Genomic DNA, 22,382 nt, shown 5'->3' on the forward strand with positions numbered 1-22,382 from the left:
ATGCAATATGCCCTTGGGCCGGTGCTCTGGTACTGGCCGACCGATACGCTGGAAGATTTCTACCAGCAGGCTGCCCGCAGTAGTGCGGATATTATTTATCTCGGCGAGGCGGTGTGCAGTAAACGCCGCGCCACGCCCTATGCCCGCTGGATGGCGCTGGCGCGTGACGTGGCGTCCAGCGGCAAACAGGTCGTACTCAGCACGCTGGCGCTGCTGCAATCCCCCTCTGAGCTGAAAGAGCTGCAGCGCTACGTAGAAAACGGCGAGTTCCTGATTGAAGCCAATGATATCGGCACGGTCAATATGGCCGCTGAGCGCCATCTGCCCTTTGTCGCCGGGCCGACGCTGAATGTCTATAACGCCGACACGCTGCAGCTGCTGGTCAAAGAGGGCATGACGCGCTGGTGTATGCCGGTGGAGATGTCGCGTGACTGGCTGCTACAGCTGCTGGCGCAGTGCGAAGCACGGGGTATCCGGCAGCAGTTTGAGGTGGAGGTGATGGGCTACGGTCATCTGCCGCTGGCGCTGTCAGCGCGCTGCTTCACCGCCCGCTCTGAAAACCGCGCGAAAGATGACTGCGAAACCTGCTGCATCAACTATCCGACAGGCCGCCGCGTCAATTCTCAGGAGGGACAGCAGGTGTTCGTCCTCAATGGCATTCAGACCATGAGCGGCTACTGCTATAACCTGGGTAACGATCTGGCGGGAATGCGTGGCCAGGTCGATTGCGTGAGACTCTCGCCACAGGATACGTCGACGCTGGCGGAGATTGACCGTTTCCGCGCTAATGAAAATGGCCAGGCCCCGCTTATGGTCGCGAAAGGCTGCGATTGTAACGGTTACTGGCGCAAACTGGCGGGTATGACGCTGGCATCCTGAGTAAAAGCACATACCGGCTATATTCCTGCTGAGGTTAGCAGTTTTAATATAAGGAATGATGCGTAATACTAAATGGTGCAGGTTTTTACGCCTGCGCCATACAACGGGAGTAGTCATGTCTGATAAAAAACCTCTTCGCCTGTCCGTGCTGGATCTTGCGCCGATTCCACAGGGCGCGACCGCACGGGATGCGTTCCACAATTCACTGGCGCTGGCGCGTCAGGCTGAAAAACTGGGCTTCGAACGCTACTGGCTGGCTGAACATCACAACATGACAGGGATTGCCAGCGCTGCGACGTCGGTGTTGATCGGCTATCTGGCGGCGAACACCGAGACCCTGAAGCTGGGTTCCGGCGGCATTATGCTGCCCAACCATGCGCCGCTGGTGATCGCCGAGCAGTTTGGCACCCTGGCCTCTCTCTATCCTGGCCGAATCGACCTCGGCTTAGGCCGTGCGCCCGGTTCTGACCAGCGCACCATGATGGCGCTGCGCCGTCACCAGGCCAGCATGCACGCTGACACCTTTCCCGAAGATGTGGCTGAGCTGATTCACTGGTTTGATGCTGACTCGGATGCGCAACTGCCGGTTCAGCCAGTGCCGGGTCTGGGGCTGAAGATCCTGGTCTGGCTGCTCGGTTCCAGCCTCTACAGCGCCCAGCTGTCAGCGAAAATGGGACTGCCATTTGCCTTTGCCTCCCATTTCGCGCCTGACCAGCTGTTCCAGGCGCTGCACGTGTATCGTGAGAACTTCCAGCCTTCAGCGCGTCTCGACAAGCCGTATGCCACCGTCTGCATTAACGTGGTTGCCGCTGATAATGAACGTGATGCGCGCTTCCTGTTTACCTCGCAGCAGCAGCAGTTTATTAACCTGCGCCGCGGCAAACCTGGCCCGTTGCCGGCACCGGTTGAGAACATGGATAACCTCTGGTCGCCGTCAGAGCAGTATGGCGTGCAGCAGGCGCTGAGCATGTCGCTGGTAGGCGATACCGACAAGGTGCGTCATGGCCTGGCCTCGCTGATGCGTGAAACGCAGGCGGATGAAATTATGGTTAATGGTCAGATTTTTGACTCCGAGGCACGTCTGCGCTCCTTTGCCATTGCGATGGAAGCGGCAAACAGCCTGTAATCAGTTTTGCGGTGGGCGCAGGGTATCCGGGCTCACCGCCAGCTGACGACTGTCCCTGGCCGGAGATTGCCCATACAGGCGGCGATACTCGCGGCTGAACTGTGATGCGCTCTGATAGCCCACCCGATAGCCTGCGGTACCGGCATCCAGCTTTTCCACCATCATCAGACGTCGCGCCTCATTGAGCCGCAGTTGTTTCTGGTATTGCATCGGCGTCATGGCCGTGACGGCTTTGAAGTGATGATGCAGCGAAGAGATACTCATGCCAACACTGCTGGCGAGCTGATCGATCTTCAGCGGCTGATGAAAATTCTCCCGCAGCCAGCGAGCTGCCTGCGCCACCCGGTTACCCGGCCGCTCAGCCAGCGCCATGTTCAGGATGCGCGATCCCTCCGGCCCGGTCAGCAGTCGGTAGAAAATCTCCTGCTCAATCAGCGGGGCCAGCGCCTCAATATCTTCCGGATGGTCAAGCAGACGCACCAGCCGGATGACCGCATCCACCAGCAAAGGTGAAACCTTATGCACGGTGACACCACGTTCATTGCCTGCGGTTGACAGCGGCAGCGCTGGCGGAAACTGTTCAAGGTAGCGCATAAGCCGGGATTCATTAATGGCGATACCTATCCCGAGATTCGGCTTTTCCGGTGTGGCGACAGTGACGCAGGCGCGCACTGGCATATCCAGCGTCACCAGCAACAGATCCCCCGGTCCATAGTGCAGCACCTCATCACCCATATGCAGTGCTTTGCTGCCCTGCGCCACCAGCGCAAAACTGGCCCATTGAGCAAAGTGCATCGGCTCTGTGGGTGCTGAAACCCGGCCAAAAAACAGGCAATCGATGGCGCTTGAATGCCGGCCATCCTCCGGCGCATGACGGGCAATTAACTGCGCCAGCGCCTGCCACTTGTCACTCTCTGTCACTGCGTTCTCCCCTTCCGCTCTCTGTGCCGATATTACCTGACGTCAGGTGAAATACCTGTCCTGCTGCCGCACTTTTGCAGGATCGTGCAAGAAGCTTGCAGGATTGCGCTACCCGCTTCTGGTCACCAGCGCGCATAGTCTTTCGACGCAATCATTACGGCGGAGAATGACATAATGAAAGCACTGCAGAACAAAATTGCACTGGTGACAGGTGCCTCAAAAGGCATTGGTGCAGCGATTGCCATCGCGTTCGCCGCAGCGGGCGCCAGGGTGGTGGTCAACTATCGTCAGGATGAAGTCGGGGCAGCTGACGTGGTCAGCGATATCGTCACGCTGGGCAGTGAAGCCGTGGCGGTACAGGCTGATATCTCTCATCTGCGGGATGTGGAACGGCTGTTTGCCACCACCGCAGAGTGTTTCGGCGCACCCGATATTGTGGTGAATAATGCGGGCAGTTTTCATCATGGCGAGTTTGCGGCGCTGACGCCGGAGGAGATGCAGCAGCAGATTAACGTTAACCTGCTCGGCACGCTGCTGGTCTGTCAGCAGGCAATTCGTCACTTTCCCGCGCATGGCGGCAGCATTATCAACCTCAGCGCCCTGAACAGTAAAAACAGTACGCCAGGTTCCGTGCTCTGGGCGGCAACTAAAGGTGCGGTGGATACGCTGACTCAGGGGCTGGCGCGCGAGCTGGGCGCAAAAAATATCCGGGTTAACGCGCTGGCACCTGGCATGATTCTGACCGAAGGATTGCTGGCCGCGAAGAGGATCAGCCCGCAGCTCAAGGCACAGCTGCTGGCGGCTACCCCGCTGGGGCGTTTTGGTCTGCCGGAGGATGTGGCGCAGGTCGCGCTGTTTCTTGCTTCTGAGGAGTCCGCTTATGTCAGCGGCGAGCGCGTCATGATCAGCGGCGGTGCCTGACAGGCATAAAAAAAGGGAAGCCAGCGGCTTCCCTTTTCGTTACGACGTTAAGTCGTTATGCATCACGACGACGTGGAGCGGCAGCTGCGCCTTCTTCACGACGTGGACCACGGCTACCTTCACGGTTAAAGCTGCGTCCGCCGCCTTCACGACCACCTTCACGGCGCTCTGAAGAGAAGCGACGACCACCTTCACGGTTGGCTGCGCCAGGACCGCTGCGACGCTCACCGCCAGCTGGACGACGATCGCCACGGCCTTCGTTTGGCTGTGCATCACCCAGCAACTGCATATTCATCGGTTTGTTCAGAATACGCGTACGGGTGAAGTGCTGCAGCACATCGCCTGGCATGCCTTTCGGCAGCTCGATAGTCGAGTGGTTACCGAACAGCTTGATGTTACCGATGTAACGGCTGCTGATGTCGCCTTCGTTAGCGATAGCGCCAACGATGTGACGAACTTCAACACCATCATCACGGCCCACTTCGATACGGTACAGCTGCATTTCGCCAACGTCACGACGTTCGCGACGTGGACGATCGCCATCACGGCTTTCACGTGGACCACGATCGCTACGCGCTTCACGGCTGTCACGACGGCCATCACGCTCGTCACGATCGCGGTATTCGCGACGTGCAGGACGTGGTGCTTCTGGTGGCAGAATCAGAGGACGTTCGCCCTGTGCCATCTTCAGCAGTGCGGCTGCGAGAGTTTCCAGATCCAGTTCATCTTCCGGCTGCATTTTAGTCAGCAGAGCACGGTACTGGTCCAGATCGCTGCTTTCCAGCTGCTGCTGGACTTTAGCGGCAAACTTAGCCAGACGACGCTCACCCAGCAGTTCTGCGTTAGGCAGTTCAACTTCAGGGATGGTCAGCTTCATGGTACGTTCGATGTTGCGCAGCAGACGACGCTCGCGGTTCTCAACGAACAGCAGCGCACGGCCAGCACGACCGGCACGACCGGTACGGCCGATACGGTGAACGTATGATTCTGCATCCATCGGGATGTCGTAGTTTACAACCAGGCTGATACGCTCAACGTCCAGGCCACGGGCCGCAACGTCGGTTGCAATCAGGATGTCCAGACGACCATCTTTCAGGCGCTCCAGCGTCTGCTCACGCAGTGCCTGGTTCATATCCCCGTTCAGCGCGGCGCTGTTATAGCCACTACGTTCCAGCGCTTCTGCCACTTCCAGCGTTGCGTTTTTAGTACGCACGAAGATGATGGCAGCATCAAAGTCTTCTGCTTCCAGGAAGCGAACCAGTGCGTCTGTTTTACGACCATAAGCGGTCCAGTAACTCTGGCTGATGTCAGGACGCGTTGTCATGCTTGACTGAATACGCACTTCCTGTGGATCTTTCATGAAGCGTTTGGTGATGCGACGAATCGCTTCCGGCATGGTTGCAGAGAACAGCGCAGTCTGATGACCGGCTGGGATCTGTGCCATGATGGTTTCAACGTCTTCGATGAAGCCCATACGCAGCATTTCATCTGCTTCATCCAGCACCAGACCGCGCAGGTTAGAAAGGTCTAACGTGCCGCGTTTCAGGTGGTCAAGCAGACGACCAGGCGTACCCACAACAACCTGTGGTCCCTGACGCAGAGCGCGCAGCTGCACGTCATAACGCTGGCCGCCGTAGAGGGCAACCACGTTCAGGCCGCGCATGTGTTTAGAGAATTCAGTAACTGCTTCAGCAACCTGAACCGCCAGTTCGCGGGTCGGTGCCAGCACCAGAATCTGTGGTGCTTTAACAGTCGGGTCAATGTTGTTCAACAGCGGCAGTGAGAACGCCGCAGTTTTACCACTCCCGGTCTGCGCCATGCCTAACACGTCACGGCCCGCCAGCAGGTGAGGAATACACTCAGCCTGGATTGGGGATGGCTTTACGTAGCCCATGCCATTCAGTGATTCAAGGATGTCGGCGTTCAGGCCAAGGTCAGCAAAAGTGGTTTGAATATCAGTCATGTAGTACACGTGCCTCTTAGATTGCGGCGGCCAGTCTACATAACTCGTCGTGAAAACTTTCAGTCATTTTCATCAAAAAGTGTGAACCGGCTCAAATTAGAAGTTTTGACGAACAGAAAAGCCCTCATCCCTTAAGATGATGACTTAACAGGTTTTACAGGCAAATTAAGTTCGTCAGCTATTGCTGGTCAGATTCTGATAAATCGTCTTGTGCCTGGCCGAGTTGCGCCAGTTCCAACAATGCGTATCGGTGTTCAACAAAGTTGTTAACGTTGTTGGCCACCGCCAGTTTGAACAACGCTTTCGCGTCGTCCTTCTCCCCCAGACTTAGGTAGTACTTACCTAAATAGAAGTTGGTTTCACTGAGATGTTCAGCGAGCGAGGTGTTATCCGTTGCGTCCGCCTTGAGACTTTCCATCAACGTTTTCTCGTTGATATCTCCAAGGTAGAACTCGACAATATTCCATCCCCATTGGTCTCTGACCGCTTTGTCGTGACGCTGTTGAAGCGCGACTTTTGCCTTGTCGACATCCATCTCACGTTCAACGAGATAGAGCCACAGACTGCGGAAAGGATCGTTAGGATCGTCTTGATAAAACGCCAGCAGATCATCTTGCGCTAACTTGTATCGACCGCCGTAATAGAGGGCGATACCACGGTTTAAATGCGCATAGTTGTAAGTTGGATCAAGCTCAAGTACAGAATCAAACGCTTCATAGGCGGCATCAAAGTTGCCCGCCTGCGTTAAATATATGCCTAAGTAGTTAAACACTTCGGGCATATCTGGTCTTATAGACAGCGCTTGCGAAAAATCGTTCCGCGCTAATGCCCGCAGACCTAAACTATCATACAACACTCCGCGCTCATATAACAGCTGTGCGCGTTCATCATCGGTGAGAGCGCGACTGGCAAGAATTTGTTCCATGCGCGCCAGTATCACTTCCTGCTGCAGTGTGGGCTGTAAAGGCACTGCAAGAACTTCGTTCTTACGCCAATTGGAGTTGCTGCATCCTGCCAGCGTCAAAGCTGTCGCAACAAAACACCAGCGCAGAAAAGGCTTCATTTCCCACTCCCGAATACAAACATTGGGATAACCATCCTGTCATCCGCCTGCTGTGCACAAGGATTCCCGCCCTCGCGATGATACAAACGCCCCTCTCTGCCAGGCAAAGAGGGGCAAATCAGCAACGACTTATTCAGCGTCAGGCGTAGTCACCGCTGCAGCTTCTTCAGTCTGCGGCTTAGATTCTGTCGCTTCTTTGATGCTCAGACGTACGCGGCCCTGGCGATCAACTTCCATCACCTTAACCGGCACTTCCTGACCCATCTGCAGGTAGTCAGTCACTTTCTCAACGCGCTTATCAGCGATTTGTGAAATGTGAACCAGACCTTCTTTACCGCCGCCGATAGCAACGAAGGCACCGAAGTCAACGATACGGGTCACTTTACCACTGTAAATGCGGCCCACTTCGATTTCTGCAGTGATCTCTTCGATACGACGAATCGCTTCTTTCGCTTTCAGACCATCGGTCGCCGCGATTTTCACGGTGCCGTCATCTTCGATTTCAATCGTCGTGCCGGTCTCTTCGGTCAGTGCACGAATCACTGAGCCGCCTTTACCGATCACATCTTTGATCTTGTCAGAGCTGATTTTGATGGTGTAGATGCGTGGAGCGAATTCAGAAATCTCAGTACGCGGTGTGCTGATAGCCTGTTCCATGACGCCCAGAATGTGCAGACGCGCACCCTTGGCCTGGTTCAGGGCTTCCTGCATGATTTCACGCGTGATGCCTTCGATTTTGATGTCCATCTGCAGCGCGGTGATACCTTCACGGCTACCGGCTACTTTGAAGTCCATGTCGCCCAGGTGATCTTCGTCGCCCAGGATGTCTGACAGAACCACAAACTTCTCATCTTCTTTTACCAGACCCATTGCGATACCGGCAACGGCGGCTTTGATTGGCACACCTGCATCCATCAGCGCCAGTGAGGCACCACAGACAGAGGCCATCGAAGAGGAGCCGTTAGATTCGGTGATTTCAGACACCACACGCACGGTGTAAGGGAAATCTTCCGCTTTAGGCATTACCGCTAACACACCGCGCTTCGCCAGACGACCGTGACCAATCTCACGACGCTTCGGCGAACCGACCATGCCGGTTTCACCGACAGAGTATGGAGGGAAGTTGTAATGGAACAGGAAGCTGTCGGTACGTTCGCCCATCAGCTCATCCAGATTCTGCGCATCACGGGTAGTACCCAGCGTTGCCGTAACCAGTGCCTGCGTCTCACCACGGGTAAACAGTGATGAACCGTGAGTACGTGGCAATACGCCAGTACGCACGTCCAGACCGCGGATCATGTCTTTTTCACGGCCATCGATACGTGGCTCGCCATTCAGGATGCGGGTACGAACGACGGTTTTTTCGAGGCTATGCACGATGTCGCCGATTTCTGAACCATCCAGCGTTTCATCTTCAGCCAGCAGCGCAGCAATGGTTTCGTCTTTGATGACGCCAACCTGCGCGTAACGCTCCTGCTTGTCAGTGATGCGGTAAGCATCGCTGATGCGCGCTTCTGCCAGGGCAGCAACGCGAGAAATCAGCGGGGTGTTAGCCGCTTCTGGCTGCCAGTCCCAGCGTGGTTTGCCGGCTTCAGCCACCAGGGCATTGATGTTTTCGATAACGATCTGCTGCTGGTCATGGCCAAAGACCACGGCGCCCAGCATCTGCTCTTCTGACAGGATCTCAGCTTCAGATTCAACCATCAGAACGGCATTCTGCGTACCGGCAACGACCAGATCCAGACGAGACTGTTTCAGCTCATCTGCGGTTGGGTTCAGAATATATTGATCGTTGATGTAACCGACACGCGCAGCACCAATCGGGCCATTAAACGGCAGACCAGAAAGCGCCAGTGCAGCCGAGGCACCAATCATTGCAACGATGTCCGGATGAACCTGTGGGTTAACAGACACCACGGTGGCAATAACCTGGACTTCGTTAACAAAGCCTTCCGGGAACAGCGGGCGAATCGGGCGGTCAATCAGACGCGAAATCAGAGTTTCGCCTTCGCTTGGACGGCCTTCACGACGGAAGAAGCTGCCTGGGATACGACCAGCAGCGTAAGTACGCTCCTGATAGTTCACGGTCAGTGGGAAGAAGTCCTGACCGGGTTTAGATTTTTTCTGACCTACGACAGTGACGAACACTGCAGTATCGTCCATGCTCACCATCACAGCGGCTGTCGCCTGGCGAGCCATCATGCCGGTTTCCAGCGTGACGGTATGTTGACCATATTGGAATTTGCGTACGATCGGATTCAGCAAAATCAAAGTCCTTAACTTCGGGGCTGGGCTATCTGTAGCCCGCCATTGATTACCAATCTTCAGCTGCATCCTCGCGACTAATGACAACCCTCGACCGCCCCTGCGGTAAAGCCTCTCATTAGCCGCGCGAAATTCTGCAAACTAAAGATCACACTAAGCAACAATACATCAGTTTGGCCCGGATTGCTGCCGATTGCTCGAAAAAAGGGGCCATAAAGGCCCCCTCTTCACGAAACTCGCACAAATCTGATCGTAAGCTGCACACCGTGCAAAAGCTCGCATAATGCCCCGACGATCAGATTCTTCAGACTTAGCGACGCAGACCGAGACTTTCGATCAGGCTGCTGTAGCGTGCAACGTCTTTACGCTTCAGGTAGTCCAGCAGCTTACGACGCTGAGATACCATGCGCAGCAGACCGCGGCGGCTGTGGTGGTCTTTTTTGTGCTCAGAGAAGTGACCCTGCAGATGGGTAATCTGCGCGGTCAACAGGGCAACCTGAACTTCAGTTGAACCGCTGTCGTTAGCACCACGGCCATATTTAGCGACGATCTCTGCTTTAGCTTCTACGCTTAGAGACATAATAAACTCCAGTAATAAATGAATGTATGGGTGCCGATCTCTAATTCAGCATCCCGCTTTAAAGCCGCGCTATTCTACTCTGCGCCCGATAGCAACGCAAATGCCCCATCAGCGAAAAGTGAACGCCTGGCTTAATCCTGATACTCAACCACTAAACGACGTGGCGCAAGACGGCCATCATCGGCAATTTCTGCCATACCGATAAATTTACGTGCTTCGCCTTCCGATACCCTGACCAGCCCGTGCGCAGGCGCATTGCTGGCCTGCACCGGCTGTCCCTGGCGGAAAAAATCTGCCACGGCGGGCGGGATATTTACTTCAGGGAAATCAGAAGCGGGACTGTCCATCGGCAACAACAGCGGATCGAGCTGCGTTTCCAGTGGGATGCCTGCTTCTGTGGCTTCCGCCAGCAGGGTATTGAGCTGTTCCAGCGTCACCATCCGTTCATACGGATAACGCGCAACCTGTACACGTCGCAGCATGATGACATGCGCACCACATCCCAGCTTTTCGCCCAGATCATCGATGATGGTACGGATATAGGTGCCTTTGGAGCAGTGAATTTCCAGCTCCAGCTCATTATCCTGCCAGCGAATAAACTGCAGCTCATAGACCGTGATCGGGCGCGGTTCACGCTCAATCACAATGCCCTGTCGCGCATATTCATACAGCGGACGACCCTGATGCTTCAGCGCTGAAAACATCGATGGCACCTGCAGCGTGTCGCCGCGGAAGCTCTCAAGGGCGCTATCCAGATCGGCCTGACTGAAGCTGACCGGACGCGTCTGCACGATGTTGCCATCGGCGTCTGACGTGTCAGTGCGCTCGCCCAGTCGGGCAATCACACGGTAGCGTTTGTCGGAATCGAGCAGATACTGCGAAAACTTGGTCGCTTCACCCAGGCAGATTGGCAACATGCCGGTGGCCAGTGGATCAAGCGCGCCGGTATGGCCTGCGCGATTGGCGTTGAAGATACGCTTCACTTTCTGCAGGACATCATTCGACGAAACGCCTTGTGGCTTATCCAGCAACAACACGCCATGGACGTCGCGACCGCGACGACGCGGACGACTCATTACGCCTCCTCGTCATCGCCGGTGGCATCCGGACCACGGCGCTCTGCATCGTTCTTCACGACGCTGGTGACGAGGTTAGACATGCGCATCCCTTCGACTAACGAGTTGTCGTAGAAGAACGTCAGCTCAGGCACGATACGCAGGCGCATCGCTTTGCCGAGCAGAATGCGAATGTAACCTGAGGCTTCTTTCAGCGCTTTCAGGCCATGCTTAATCGCATCTTCATCTTTGTCGTTGAGGAACGTCACGAACACTTTTGCGTAAGCAAGATCGCGTGACACTTCAACGCCGGATACGGTGACCATCATGCCAAGGCGCGGATCTTTAATCTCACGCTGCAGGATCATCGCAATCTCTTTTTGCAGCTCTTGTGACACGCGCTGCGGGCGACCAAATTCTTTCGCCATCATTATTTCTCCCAAATAATTCGGGAGGCCAGAGGCCTCCCAAATTGCAACACATCAGCAGTCTATTACTCGATGGTGCGTTTAATTTCGATGATTTCAAACACTTCGATCATATCGCCAACGCGAACGTCGTTGTAGTTCTTCACGCCGATACCGCACTCCATGCCGTTACGCACTTCGTTGACGTCATCTTTAAAGCGACGCAGAGATTCCAGCTCGCCTTCGTAAATCACCACGTTGTCACGCAGGACACGGATTGGATTGTGACGTTTGATGTTACCTTCCGTCACCATACAACCGGCAATCGCGCCAAACTTAGGTGATTTGAACACGTCGCGCACTGCAGCCAGACCAATGATCTGCTGTTTGTACTCTGGTGCCAGCATGCCGCTCATCGCTGCTTTAACTTCGTCAATCAGGTTATAGATGACAGAGTAGTAGCGCAGATCCAGGCTTTCTGCGTCAATAACGCGACGCGCAGAGGCATCGGCACGAACGTTGAAGCCAAGGAGGATGGCGTTAGAAGCAGCCGCCAGGGTTGCATCGGTTTCGGTAATCCCGCCTACGCCTGAACCCACAATCTTCACCTTCACTTCGTCGGTGGAGAGTTTCTGCAGGGAATCAGAGATGGCTTCCACAGAACCCTGAACGTCAGCTTTCAGAACAATATTCAGTTCAGACACTTCGCCTTCGGTCATGTTAGCAAACATGTTCTCGAGCTTAGATTTCTGCTGGCGAGCCAGTTTAACTTCGCGGAATTTGCCCTGACGATAGAGCGCAACTTCACGTGCTTTCTTCTCGTCACGTACCACGGTCGCTTCATCACCTGCAGCCGGCACGCCGGACAGACCCAGAATCTCAACCGGGATAGAAGGACCCGCTTCCAGAACTTCGCGACCCAGTTCGTCACGCATTGCACGAACACGGCCATATTCGAAACCACAAAGAACGATGTCGCCCTTGTTGAGCGTACCTTCACGAACCAGCACGGTAGCAACCGGACCACGACCTTTGTCGAGGAACGATTCAATCACTACGCCACTCGCCATACCTTCACGGATAGCCGTCAGTTCCAGCACTTCCGCCTGCAGCAGGATAGCGTTTAACAGGTCATCAATGCCGGTACCCGCTTTCGCAGAGACATTCACGAACATGTTTTCGCCGCCCCACTCTTCCGGAATAATTCCGTACTGAGTCAGTTCGTTTTTAACACGATCCGGATCCGCTTCTGGCTTATCGCACTTGTTCACGGCAACCACAACCGGCACTTTAGCGGCTTTGGCGTGCTGAATAGCTTCGACAGTCTGTGGCATCACGCCATCGTCTGCGGCAACGACCAGGATAACGATATCGGTCGCCTGCGCACCACGTGCACGCATCGCGGTAAACGCGGCGTGGCCCGGGGTATCCAGGAAGGTGACCATACCGTTGTCGGTTTCAACGTGGTAAGCACCGATGTGCTGTGTAATACCGCCCGCTTCACCAGAGGCGATTTTAGTGGAGCGGATATAGTCCAGCAGAGAGGTTTTACCGTGGTCGACGTGGCCCATGATGGTCACAACCGGCGCACGAGATTCCTGTGCCGCATCGGTATCACGATCGTCCATTACCGCTTCTTCCAGCTCGTTCTCACGACGCAGGGTCACTTTGTGGCCCATCTCTTCGGCTACGAGCTGTGCAGTTTCCTGATCGATGACCTGGTTGATAGTCGCCATGGCGCCCATCTTCATCATCGCTTTGATGACCAGAGAACCTTTCACCGCCATTTTGTTCGCCAGTTCGGCTACGGTGATGGTTTCGCCAATCACAACATCGCGGTTAACGGCCTGCGCTGGCTTGTTGAAGCCCTGCTGCAGTGCGCTAGGTTTGCGATGCTTACCGCCTTTACCGCCACGAACCTGCGCACGCGCTTCTTCACGGTCAGTTTTGGCTTCGGAATGTTTGTTGCCTTTTTTCGCCGGACGCGCAGCTTTAGCAGTCGTACGTGCACGCGCACGGCCTGCTTCAACCTGACGGTCGTTTTCGTCTTCTGCCTGACGGGCGTGGGTCGAAGTGGTGACGTGATAGTCGCCTTTATCCTCTTCTTCCGGTTTTTCCCATTCAGCTGATTTCTCTTCAGCCAGACGGCGGGCTTCTTCGGCTACGAGGCGGGCAGCCTCTTCAAGCTTACGGCGGGCTTCTTCTTCAGCTTTACGCTTCAGTTCAGCAGCTTCAGCTTCGCGACGGGCTTTGTCTGATTGCGCAGCCCTGGTCACTTCGTCGGTAGGTTGATTTGTCACTTTGTCATTTTCCGCTGCTGCACGTTTGGCCTTATCAGCGGCTTCGCGCCTTGCTTTATCTTCGGCTTCACGTTGCGCTTTCTGTTCAGCTTCGCGACGGGCTTTTTCTTCAGCCTCGCGTTGCGCCTGCTCTTCCGCTTCACGCTGCGCCTGGGCTTCAGCTTCTGCCTGAGCTTGCTCAGACTCTGCATCACCTTTCACATAGGTACGCTTTTTGCGGACTTCAATTTGCACCGACTTACTTTTACCCCCGGTGCCTGGAATATTCAAGGTGCTGCGCGTTTTACGCTGCAGCGTCAGCTTAGCTGAACCGACCTGACCGTGTTCACGGTTCAGATGAGATAGTAAGGTTTCTTTCTCTTGCTGGGTCACCGCGTCATTTTCAGACTTAGGGATCCCCGCATCAGCAAATTGCTGTACCAGGCGATCGACCGGAGTCTGAATTTCTGCGGCCAGCGATTTTACGGTTACATCTGTCATGCTGTTCCTTCCTGTTATTACGCGTCATCGCCGAACCAGCAGATATTACGTGCGGCCATAATCAGCGCGCCGGCCTGTTCATCAGACATGCCTTCAATATCCGTCAGATCGTCAACACCTTGCTCAGCGAGATCTTCCAGCGTGCAAACGCCTTTTGACGCCAGGCGGAACGCCAGCGCACGATCGAGGCCTTCAAGATTCAGAAGATCCGCTGCGGGCTCCTGATTTCCAAGACTCTCTTCTTTCGCCAGTGCCAGGGTGGTTAACGCATTTTTTGCTCGTTCACGCAGGGCTTCAATGGTCTCTTCGTCGAGGCCGTCGACTTCCAGCAGCTCGTTGATTGGCACGTATGCCAGCTCTTCCAGCGAGGAGAAGCCCTCTTCCACCAGTACGGTGGCGAACTCTTCGTCGATGTCGAGATGTTTAGTGAACATATCGATCGCTGCATGCGCTTCAGCCTGATGCTTAGCCTGCAGATCATCGACGGTCATCACGTTCAGCTCCCAGCCACTCAGCTGCGAAGCGAGACGCACGTTTTGGCCGTTACGGCCGATCGCCTGAGCCAGATTGCCAGCTTCTACGGCGATATCCATGGTGTGATTATCTTCATCAACCACGATTGACGCCACATCGGCCGGAGCCATGGCGTTAATAACAAACTGCGCCGGGTTATCGTCCCACAGCACGATATCGATACGCTCGCCGCCCAGTTCACTGGAAACAGCCTGAACACGCGCGCCGCGCATGCCCACACAGGCACCCACCGGATCGATACGTTTGTCGTTAGTTTTGACTGCAATTTTAGCGCGAGAACCCGGATCACGGGCAGCAGCTTTAATTTCAATCAGTTCTTCGCCAATTTCTGGCACCTCAATGCGGAACAGTTCAATCAGCATTTCCGGTTTGGAACGCGTCACGAACAGCTGCGCGCCACGCGCTTCCGGACGTACCGAGTAGAGTACGCCACGAATACGGTCGCCTGGACGGAAGTTTTCACGCGGCAGCATATCTTCGCGCAGAATGACCGCTTCGGCATTGCTGCCTAAGTCGAGGGAAATGTTGTCGCGGTTAACTTTCTTCACCACACCGGTGATGATTTCGCCTTCCTGCTCACGGAACTGATCAACCACCATCGCGCGCTCAGCTTCGCGCACTTTTTGCACGATAACCTGCTTAGCGGTCTGGGTAGTGATACGGTCAAAGGTGACCGATTCAATCTGATCTTCGACATATTCGCCCAGATTGAATGCTTCATCTTCGAAGCGGGCCGCATCCAGCGTGATCTCGCGCGTCGGCTGTGTCACCTCTTCTACGATTTCCCAGCGGCGGAAAGTATCGAAATCGCCACTGCGGCGATCAATGCTGACGCGTACTTCAATTTCCTGCTCGTACTTTTTCTTGGTCGCAGTCGCCAGCGCGCTCTCCAGCGCTTCGAAGATTTTCTCACGCGGCAGGGCTTTTTCGTTAGAAACGGCTTCTACAACAGCTAAGATCTCTTTGTTCATCCTGGTTAGCCTCAATCCGGACTTTTAAAAGTGGGGGACCAGGTTCGCTTTCTGAATATTACTCAGCGCGAACACTTCATCGCTACCCTCAACGTGCACCGTGATCATCTCGCCATCAACTGACTTGATGGTTCCCTGCCATTTACGGCGGTTCTGAACGGCCATACGCAACACCAGACTCACTTCTTCACCCATAAAACGGGTGTAGTGTTCTGCGGTGAACAGAGGACGATCGAGTCCCGGTGAAGAGACTTCAAGGTTGTAAGGTACCGTAATCGGATCTTCAACATCCATTACCGCACTTACCTGGTGGCTGACATCGGCGCAATCATCGACATTGATGCCATCTTCACTATCAATATAGATGCGCAGGATAGATGTGCGACTACGAACGAATTCAATTCCAACCAGTTCGTAACCCAGCGCTTCTACGGGAGCCGATACCAACTCTGTCAATTTTTGCTCTAATGTGGACAAGCCCACCCCCAAGACATAAAAAAAGGGCCTATAGCCCAGTATTACGATTCGCTAATAACAAAAAACCCCGAATATTCGGGGCTTTTAGTCACTGGACCCTGTATGCCGCAATGCGGCCCGGACTCCATCCAAAGAATTTTCTTTCAAAAAATAGCCGTGAATGCGTCCGTCGATGCATACAGTATATTTGAAAAAGAACTCAAAGGGAAAATTGGTTGCGGGGGCCGGATTTGAACCGACGACCTTCGGGTTATGAGCCCGACGAGCTACCAGGCTGCTCCACCCCGCGTCCGAAAACGTGGCGAATAATACGCCAGACCTGCATAAAATGCAAGAGATACTGCTATTTGGTACCGAGGACGGGACTTGAACCCGTAAGCCCAATCGGGCACTACCACCTCAAGGTAGCGTGTCTACCAATTCCACCACCACGGCACTGCACTGACCACAACGATTCGTTGTGCTGACGACCTTACTTAGGAATATCGCTGCCCGGTGTAACCGGTTGAGCTGGCTTTTCAGTCTGTTGAGAAGACTGCGCCGGCGCAGAAAGATTTTCCCACTCGCTTCCTTTTGAGGTTTTATTGCTGTTCAGATTACCCAGAACCAGGCTGATGATGAAGAACAGTGCCGCTAAGATGCCAGTCGTACGGGTCATGAAATTACCTGAACCCGAAGAACCAAACACCGTACCGGATGCGCCTGCACCGAATGAGGCTCCCATATCAGCGCCTTTGCCTTGCTGCAGCATGATCATACCCACGAGGGCGATAGCTACAATAAGGAAAACAACTAAAAGAGCTTCGTACATATTCAACCTGTTCCTTGCACGATAATCGTACAGTTAAAGCTTCAACCAGTATTGATGGGGCGTCTCGTCATCACCCATCAGAAGCGGGTGTGAATACTAACCAAAGGCGCATATCTCTGCAAGTGCAATTTCTCTTACGCAAACTGATTGCAGAAAAAAGCGCCATCCCGGTGATTTTACAGGCGGTTCAGCATTCTGAGTACCGCCATTAAGAGGTTTAAACCGCTTTGACCTGATCGGCAATCCGATTAGCCAGTTCGGTGACCTGCGCCTCATTTTCGCCTTCGACCATCACACGAATCAGCGGCTCAGTGCCTGACTTACGCAACAGAACGCGTCCGCGACCCGCCAGCGCTTTTTCAACATCGGCGGTGACCGCTTTCACGGCGTCGCTTTGCAGCGGGTCATGCTCGCCCGCGAAGCGTACGTTGACCAGAACCTGCGGCAGCATCTTCATACCACTGCAGAGATCGTGCAGGCTCATGTGGTTACGCACCATCGCAGTGAGCACTTGCAAACTTGCAACGATACCGTCACCGGTGGTGGTTTTATCCAGCAGGATCACATGACCGGAGTTCTCCGCGCCGAGACGCCAGCCCTTCTCCTGCATCTTCTCCAGCACATAACGGTCACCGACTTTGGCACGGGTAAACGGAATGCCGAGCTGTTTCAGCGCTAATTCCAGGCCCATGTTGCTCATCAGCGTGCCCACTACACCGCCACGTAACTGTCCCTGACGCAGCGCTTCACGTGCAATGATGTAAAGAATCTGGTCGCCATCAACTTTGTCACCCAGATGGTCAATCATCATGATGCGGTCGCCGTCGCCATCATAGGCCAGACCGATATCCGCCTTCTCTGCCAGTACGCGCTGCTGCAGTAGTTTAAGATCGGTCGCACCGCACTCTTTGTTGATGTTCATGCCGTCTGGCTGCACACCGATTGCGATGACGGTTGCGCCCAGCTCGCGCAGGACATTCGGCGCAATGTGGTAAGTCGCGCCATTGGCACAGTCGACCACAATTTTCAGGCCATTCAGATTGAGTTCGCTGGGGAAAGTCCCTTTGCAAAACTCAATGTAACGCCCTGCTGCATCTACGATGCGGCTGGCGCGGCCTAACTGCGCGGACTCCACGCAGGTAATTGGCTTTTCCATCTCCAGCTCAATCGCTTCTTCCACGTCATCAGGCAGTTTGGTGCCTTCGGACGAGAAGAATTTAATGCCGTTGTCGTCAAACGGATTGTGCGATGCTGAAATCACAATGCCCGCCTCAGCGCGGAAGGTACGGGTCAGATAGGCGATGGCGGGGGTCGGCATCGGACCGGTAAACGCAGCGGTCAGGCCCGCGGCGGCGAGACCTGCTTCCAGCGCAGACTCCAGCATATAGCCAGAGATACGGGTATCTTTGCCGATGATGATCTTTTTGGAACCGTGGCGCGCCAGTACTTTACCCGCGGCCCAGCCCAGCTTCAGGACAAAATCAGGCGTGATAGGTGTTTCACCGACTTTGCCGCGAATGCCGTCTGTACCGAAATATTTACGATTACTCATGATGTTCCTTTTGCTCTTCGGGTCGCTTCGACCACGCGCATCGCTTCGGCCGTCTCTCTTACGTCATGGACGCGAATAATCTGCGCGCCCTGCATGGCAGCAATCACCGCGCAGCTCAGGCTGCCGGTTAAACGCTGTGACGGGCCGACATTTAACAACTGGCCAATCATCGATTTACGCGACATCCCCACCAGCAGTGGCAGACCAAAGTGGTGAAAATCGCTGAGATGAGCCAGCAGTTCATAATTGTGGCTGAGATTTTTACCGAAACCGAAGCCCGGGTCGAGTATCAGCTGCTCTTTTTTCATTCCCGCCGCTTCGCAACGCGCAATCTGCTGAGCGAAGTAAGTGTCCACTTCCCTTAAGATGTTTTCGTAAACCGGTGCCTGCTGCATGGTGCGCGGTTCGCCCTGCATATGCATTAAACAGACAGGCAGTCCGGTTGCGGCGGCAGCTTCCAGCGCGCCCGGTTCAGAGAGGGAACGGACATCGTTAATGATGTGAGCACCCACTTGCGCGGCTTCCCGGATCACGTCCGCTTTAGAAGTGTCTACTGAAATCCAGACTTCGAAACGCTGGGCAATGGCATCGATCACCGGAATGACCCGCTCCAGCTCCTCCTCCACACTGACCTCATCAGCGCCCGGACGGGTTGATTCACCGCCTACATCGATAATGGTTGCGCCGGCGTTGACCATCTCATTGGTATGCGTCAGCGCATCGACCAGCGCGTTATGTTTACCACCATCTGAAAAGGAGTCCGGCGTGACATTCAGAATGCCCATCACATGAGGAAACGATAAATCGAGATGGGAATCACGGGCAAACAACTTCATGGTGAAAACTCCTTGCTGATCAATATCTGGATGTAAAAAACCCCGGACCAGCCGGGGTTTTGTCTGACGATGATGCGTCTTATTTGTTGTACTGCTCTGACATGGTATTACCTGGATTTGGTGTACGTGGTTCATCAACCGGACGTGGCGCTTTTGGCGTACCGTTGCTGTCTGAGTTGCTGCCTGGATCTTCCCAGCCCGCTGGCGGACGCACTTCGCGGCGTGCCATCAGGTCGTCGATCTGTGGTGCATCGATGGTTTCATACTTCATCAGCGCATCTTTCATCGCGTGAAGGATGTCCATGTTCTCACCCAGAATGCGACGAGCACGCTGGTAGTTACTGTCGATCAGGTGTTTAACTTCCTGGTCGATAATGCGGGCTGTTTCATCAGACATATGTTTCGCTTTCGCGACAGAACGTCCAAGGAACACTTCACCCTCTTCTTCTGCATACAGCAACGGACCCAGTTTTTCAGAGAAGCCCCACTGCGTCACCATGTTACGTGCCAGATTCGTCGCGACTTTAATGTCGTTGGACGCGCCGGTAGAAACATGTTCAACACCGTAGATGATCTCTTCTGCCAGACGACCGCCGTACAGCGTTGAGATCTGGCTTTCCAGTTTCTGACGGCTGGCGCTAATCGCGTCGCCTTCAGGCAGGAAGAAGGTCACACCCAGCGCACGGCCACGCGGGATAATCGTGACTTTATGCACCGGATCATGCTCTGGCACCAGGCGGCCAATAATGGCGTGGCCTGCTTCGTGATAGGCAGTGGATTCTTTCTGCGATTCCGTCATCACCATGGAGCGACGTTCCGCACCCATCATGATTTTGTCTTTCGCTTTCTCGAACTCAACCATCGACACCACACGCTTGTTTGAACGAGCGGCGAACAACGCTGCTTCGTTCACCAGGTTAGCCAGATCGGCACCTGAGAAGCCTGGCGTACCACGTGCAATGATTGCAGCATCAATGTCGGTTGCCAGTGGCACACGACGCATATGCACTTTCAGGATCTGCTCACGACCACGTACGTCTGGCAGACCGACCACAACCTGACGGTCAAAGCGGCCTGGACGCAGCAGCGCAGGGTCCAGTACGTCAGGACGGTTAGTCGCGGCGATAACGATAATTCCTTCGTTACCTTCGAAACCATCCATCTCAACCAGCATCTGGTTCAGCGTCTGCTCACGTTCATCATGGCCACCGCCTAAACCGGCGCCACGCTGACGACCGACGGCGTCAATCTCATCGATGAAGATGATGCACGGTGCGGCTTTCTTGGCCTGTTCGAACATGTCGCGCACACGGGATGCACCGACACCGACAAACATTTCCACAAAGTCAGAACCGGAAATAGTGAAGAAAGGCACTTTGGCTTCACCGGCAATCGCTTTTGCCAGCAGGGTTTTACCGGTACCCGGCGGCCCCACCATCAGAACGCCTTTTGGAATTTTACCGCCCAGCTTCTGGAAACGGCTCGGCTCACGCAGATATTCCACCAGCTCAGCCACTTCATCTTTCGCTTCGTCACAACCCGCAACGTCGGCGAAAGTGGTTTTAATCTGGTCTTCTGTCAACATGCGGGCTTTGCTTTTGCCGAAGGACATCGCGCCCTTACCGCCGCCGCCCTGCATCTGACGCATAAAGAAGATCCACACACCGATCAGCAGCAGCATCGGGAACCACGAAATGAAGATGGAAGCCAGCAGGCTTGGCTCTTCCGGCGGTTCGCCAACCACTTTGACGTTTTTGGTCAAGAGGTTATCGAGCAACTTGGGATCGTTGACAGGAATGTAGGTGGTATATTTATTGCTGTCTTTTTTGACAACGTTAATTTCACGCCCGTTAATACGTGCCTCGCGGACCTGATCCTGGTTCACTTCCGACAGGAAGGTTGAATAATCAACCCGACGGCCATTCGACTCGCTGGGCCCAAAGCTCTGGAATACTGACATCAGCACGACCGCGATGACTAACCAGAGAATCAGGTTTTTCGCCATGTCACTCAAGGGATTAACCTCATATTACATCGGTGTTAACAGATAGCGTAGGGTACTATAGTTCCTGCATACATGGAATCGCAGCAAAGCTGCGGACATCTCCAGCAATTTGGTTATAGTTTGCGCCCAGTCGCCACAATGTACACTTCACGTGAACGAGACCGTGAAGCGTCCGGCTTACGAATTTTTACTTTCGTAAACAGGGAGCGAATTTCCCGCAGGTATTCATCGAAGCCATCTCCCTGAAACACTTTCACTACGAAACTGCCGCCAGGTGCCAGAATATCCCGACACATCTCCAGCGCCAGCTCCACTAAATACATCGACCGGGGAATATCTACGGCAGGTGTACCACTCATATTCGGCGCCATATCGGACATGACAACCTGAACTTTCTGATCGCCAACGCGCTCAAGCAGCGCATTGATCACCGATTCTTCACGAAAATCGCCCTGAAGGAAATCGACACCGACTATCGGATCCATTGGCAGGATATCACAGGCAATGATGCGCCCTTTATTCCCGATTTGCTGAACCACATACTGCGACCAGCCACCAGGTGCAGCACCCAGATCTACCACGGTCATGCCGGGTTTGAAAAGCTTGTCACCCTGTTGTATTTCATCAAGTTTAAACCAGGCGCGCGAGCGCAACCCTTTTTTCTGCGCCTGAAGCACATATTTATCGCTAAAGTGTTCCTGAAGCCAGCGGCTGGAGCTGGCCGAACGCTTTTTACCCGTCATAATAATTCCAGTTAAATCGTCATCGTAGCGATAAACCTGCACGCAATGGGTTGCGTCGATTTGGTGATATACCCGAGATGGCGGTAGAATGAACCGTTTTCAATCCCTGAGTAAGTAAAAAACTACGATGAATCTAAGTACCAAACAAAAACAGCACCTCAAGGGCCTCGCCCATCCGCTCAAGCCAGTGGTTATGCTGGGTGGCAATGGCCTGACTGAAGGCGTGCTGGCCGAAATCGAGCAGGCTCTGTCGCATCACGAACTGATTAAGGTAAAAATCGCCTCTGAAGATCGTGAAACGAAACAGCTGATCGTCGAGGCTATCGTGCGTGAGACCGGTGCCAGCAACGTACAGGTGATCGGCAAAACGCTGGTGCTGTATCGCCCCTCTAAAGAGAGCAAAATTTCTCTGCCACGCTAAGTGGGCAAAGAAAGTGACATGCTCTTACCTCAGATAAAAGGCCGCAATGCGGCCTTTTTCCTTTCTTTACAT

General features: G+C 54.3%; 20 protein-coding genes and 2 tRNA genes. 4 read left to right on the plus strand and 18 right to left on the minus strand.

The genetic code is table 11. From position 1 onward, the window contains the following. Together EGO56_RS16960 and EGO56_RS16965 are read left to right on the plus strand one after the other, a co-directional pair. Entirely contained in the window at positions 1-879 is an 879-nt protein-coding gene (locus EGO56_RS16960; protein WP_033781667.1) for a U32 family peptidase, read from the plus strand. Between the two features lie 115 nt (positions 880-994). Then, on the plus strand, positions 995-2,005 hold the full coding sequence (locus tag EGO56_RS16965; RefSeq protein ID WP_135910324.1) for a luciferase-like monooxygenase: 1,011 nt from the start codon (positions 995-997) through the stop codon (positions 2,003-2,005). On the opposite strand, the gene EGO56_RS16970 is transcribed toward EGO56_RS16965, so the two are convergent. Next, on the minus strand, positions 2,006-2,926 hold the full coding sequence (locus EGO56_RS16970; protein WP_013359915.1) for an AraC family transcriptional regulator: 921 nt from the start codon (positions 2,924-2,926) through the stop codon (positions 2,006-2,008). A 174-nt stretch (positions 2,927-3,100) separates the two neighbouring features. On the opposite strand from EGO56_RS16970, the gene EGO56_RS16975 reads away from it, so the two are divergent. Beyond that, on the plus strand, positions 3,101-3,847 hold the full coding sequence (locus EGO56_RS16975; RefSeq protein WP_135910325.1) for an SDR family NAD(P)-dependent oxidoreductase: 747 nt from the start codon (positions 3,101-3,103) through the stop codon (positions 3,845-3,847). A gap of 55 nt (positions 3,848-3,902) precedes the next feature. On the opposite strand, the gene EGO56_RS16980 is transcribed toward EGO56_RS16975, so the two are convergent. The 17 genes from EGO56_RS16980 to rlmE all read right to left on the minus strand — a co-directional run bounded on the left by EGO56_RS16980 (position 3,903) and on the right by rlmE (position 21,889). After that, positions 3,903-5,810, minus strand: a complete 1,908-nt coding sequence (locus EGO56_RS16980) for a DEAD/DEAH family ATP-dependent RNA helicase (protein ID WP_135910326.1) — start codon at positions 5,808-5,810, stop codon at positions 3,903-3,905. 16 nt (positions 5,811-5,826) lie between these two features. Beyond that, positions 5,827-5,883: a protein YrbN gene (yrbN, locus tag EGO56_RS22705; protein ID WP_098053093.1), complete on the minus strand. Its 57-nt coding sequence runs from the start codon at positions 5,881-5,883 to the stop codon at positions 5,827-5,829. Between the two features lie 105 nt (positions 5,884-5,988). Further along, the gene (gene nlpI, locus EGO56_RS16990; protein ID WP_010251765.1) at positions 5,989-6,873 is read right to left on the minus strand and encodes a lipoprotein NlpI; all 885 of its coding nucleotides are present in this window, start codon (positions 6,871-6,873) and stop codon (positions 5,989-5,991) included. Positions 6,874-7,002: 129 nt separating this feature from the next. After that, a complete protein-coding gene (gene pnp / locus EGO56_RS16995; RefSeq protein ID WP_135910327.1) occupies positions 7,003-9,138 on the minus strand; it encodes a polyribonucleotide nucleotidyltransferase in 2,136 nt (711 codons plus the stop codon). Positions 9,139-9,448: 310 nt separating this feature from the next. Further along, positions 9,449-9,718, minus strand: coding sequence for a 30S ribosomal protein S15 (gene rpsO / locus EGO56_RS17000; protein ID WP_003851063.1), 270 nt, complete (start codon positions 9,716-9,718; stop codon positions 9,449-9,451). A 131-nt stretch (positions 9,719-9,849) separates the two neighbouring features. Next, positions 9,850-10,794, minus strand: a complete 945-nt coding sequence (gene truB, locus EGO56_RS17005) for a tRNA pseudouridine(55) synthase TruB (protein ID WP_033781661.1) — start codon at positions 10,792-10,794, stop codon at positions 9,850-9,852. Continuing rightward, complete coding sequence (gene rbfA, locus EGO56_RS17010) at positions 10,794-11,201, minus strand: 30S ribosome-binding factor RbfA (protein ID WP_033731320.1); 408 nt, start codon at positions 11,199-11,201, stop codon at positions 10,794-10,796. The genes truB and rbfA overlap by 1 nt, the downstream gene beginning before the upstream one ends. Positions 11,202-11,266: 65 nt before the next feature. Further along, on the minus strand, positions 11,267-13,960 hold the full coding sequence (gene infB / locus EGO56_RS17015) for a translation initiation factor IF-2 (protein ID WP_013359910.1): 2,694 nt from the start codon (positions 13,958-13,960) through the stop codon (positions 11,267-11,269). A 17-nt stretch (positions 13,961-13,977) separates the two neighbouring features. Beyond that, positions 13,978-15,465, minus strand: a complete 1,488-nt coding sequence (gene nusA / locus EGO56_RS17020; RefSeq protein ID WP_061061455.1) for a transcription termination factor NusA — start codon at positions 15,463-15,465, stop codon at positions 13,978-13,980. Positions 15,466-15,489: 24 nt separating this feature from the next. Next, complete coding sequence (gene rimP, locus EGO56_RS17025; RefSeq protein WP_010251795.1) at positions 15,490-15,942, minus strand: ribosome maturation factor RimP; 453 nt, start codon at positions 15,940-15,942, stop codon at positions 15,490-15,492. Positions 15,943-16,154: 212 nt separating this feature from the next. Next, a tRNA-Met gene (locus EGO56_RS17030) sits at positions 16,155-16,231 on the minus strand. A gap of 59 nt (positions 16,232-16,290) precedes the next feature. Beyond that, a tRNA-Leu gene (locus EGO56_RS17035) sits at positions 16,291-16,377 on the minus strand. A gap of 37 nt (positions 16,378-16,414) precedes the next feature. Next, positions 16,415-16,753 (minus strand): preprotein translocase subunit SecG, encoded by a 339-nt coding sequence (secG, locus tag EGO56_RS17040; protein WP_135910328.1) that lies wholly within the window; start codon positions 16,751-16,753, stop codon positions 16,415-16,417. 217 nt (positions 16,754-16,970) lie between these two features. After that, positions 16,971-18,305: a phosphoglucosamine mutase gene (gene glmM, locus EGO56_RS17050; protein WP_135910330.1), complete on the minus strand. Its 1,335-nt coding sequence runs from the start codon at positions 18,303-18,305 to the stop codon at positions 16,971-16,973. Next, positions 18,302-19,141: a dihydropteroate synthase gene (gene folP / locus EGO56_RS17055; protein WP_135910331.1), complete on the minus strand. Its 840-nt coding sequence runs from the start codon at positions 19,139-19,141 to the stop codon at positions 18,302-18,304. The genes glmM and folP overlap by 4 nt, the downstream gene beginning before the upstream one ends. Before the next feature lie 79 nt (positions 19,142-19,220). Continuing rightward, positions 19,221-21,146, minus strand: coding sequence for an ATP-dependent zinc metalloprotease FtsH (gene ftsH / locus EGO56_RS17060; protein ID WP_033731314.1), 1,926 nt, complete (start codon positions 21,144-21,146; stop codon positions 19,221-19,223). Positions 21,147-21,259: 113 nt separating this feature from the next. Next, the gene (gene rlmE, locus EGO56_RS17065; RefSeq protein WP_013359905.1) at positions 21,260-21,889 is read right to left on the minus strand and encodes a 23S rRNA (uridine(2552)-2'-O)-methyltransferase RlmE; all 630 of its coding nucleotides are present in this window, start codon (positions 21,887-21,889) and stop codon (positions 21,260-21,262) included. Positions 21,890-22,016: 127 nt separating this feature from the next. On the opposite strand from rlmE, the gene yhbY reads away from it, so the two are divergent. Next, a complete protein-coding gene (yhbY, locus tag EGO56_RS17070; protein WP_010251809.1) occupies positions 22,017-22,310 on the plus strand; it encodes a ribosome assembly RNA-binding protein YhbY in 294 nt (97 codons plus the stop codon). Positions 22,311-22,382: the final 72 nt, after the last annotated feature.

This window comes from Pantoea vagans (assembly GCF_004792415.1).
In the GTDB taxonomy this organism is placed as follows: domain Bacteria; phylum Pseudomonadota; class Gammaproteobacteria; order Enterobacterales; family Enterobacteriaceae; genus Pantoea; species Pantoea vagans.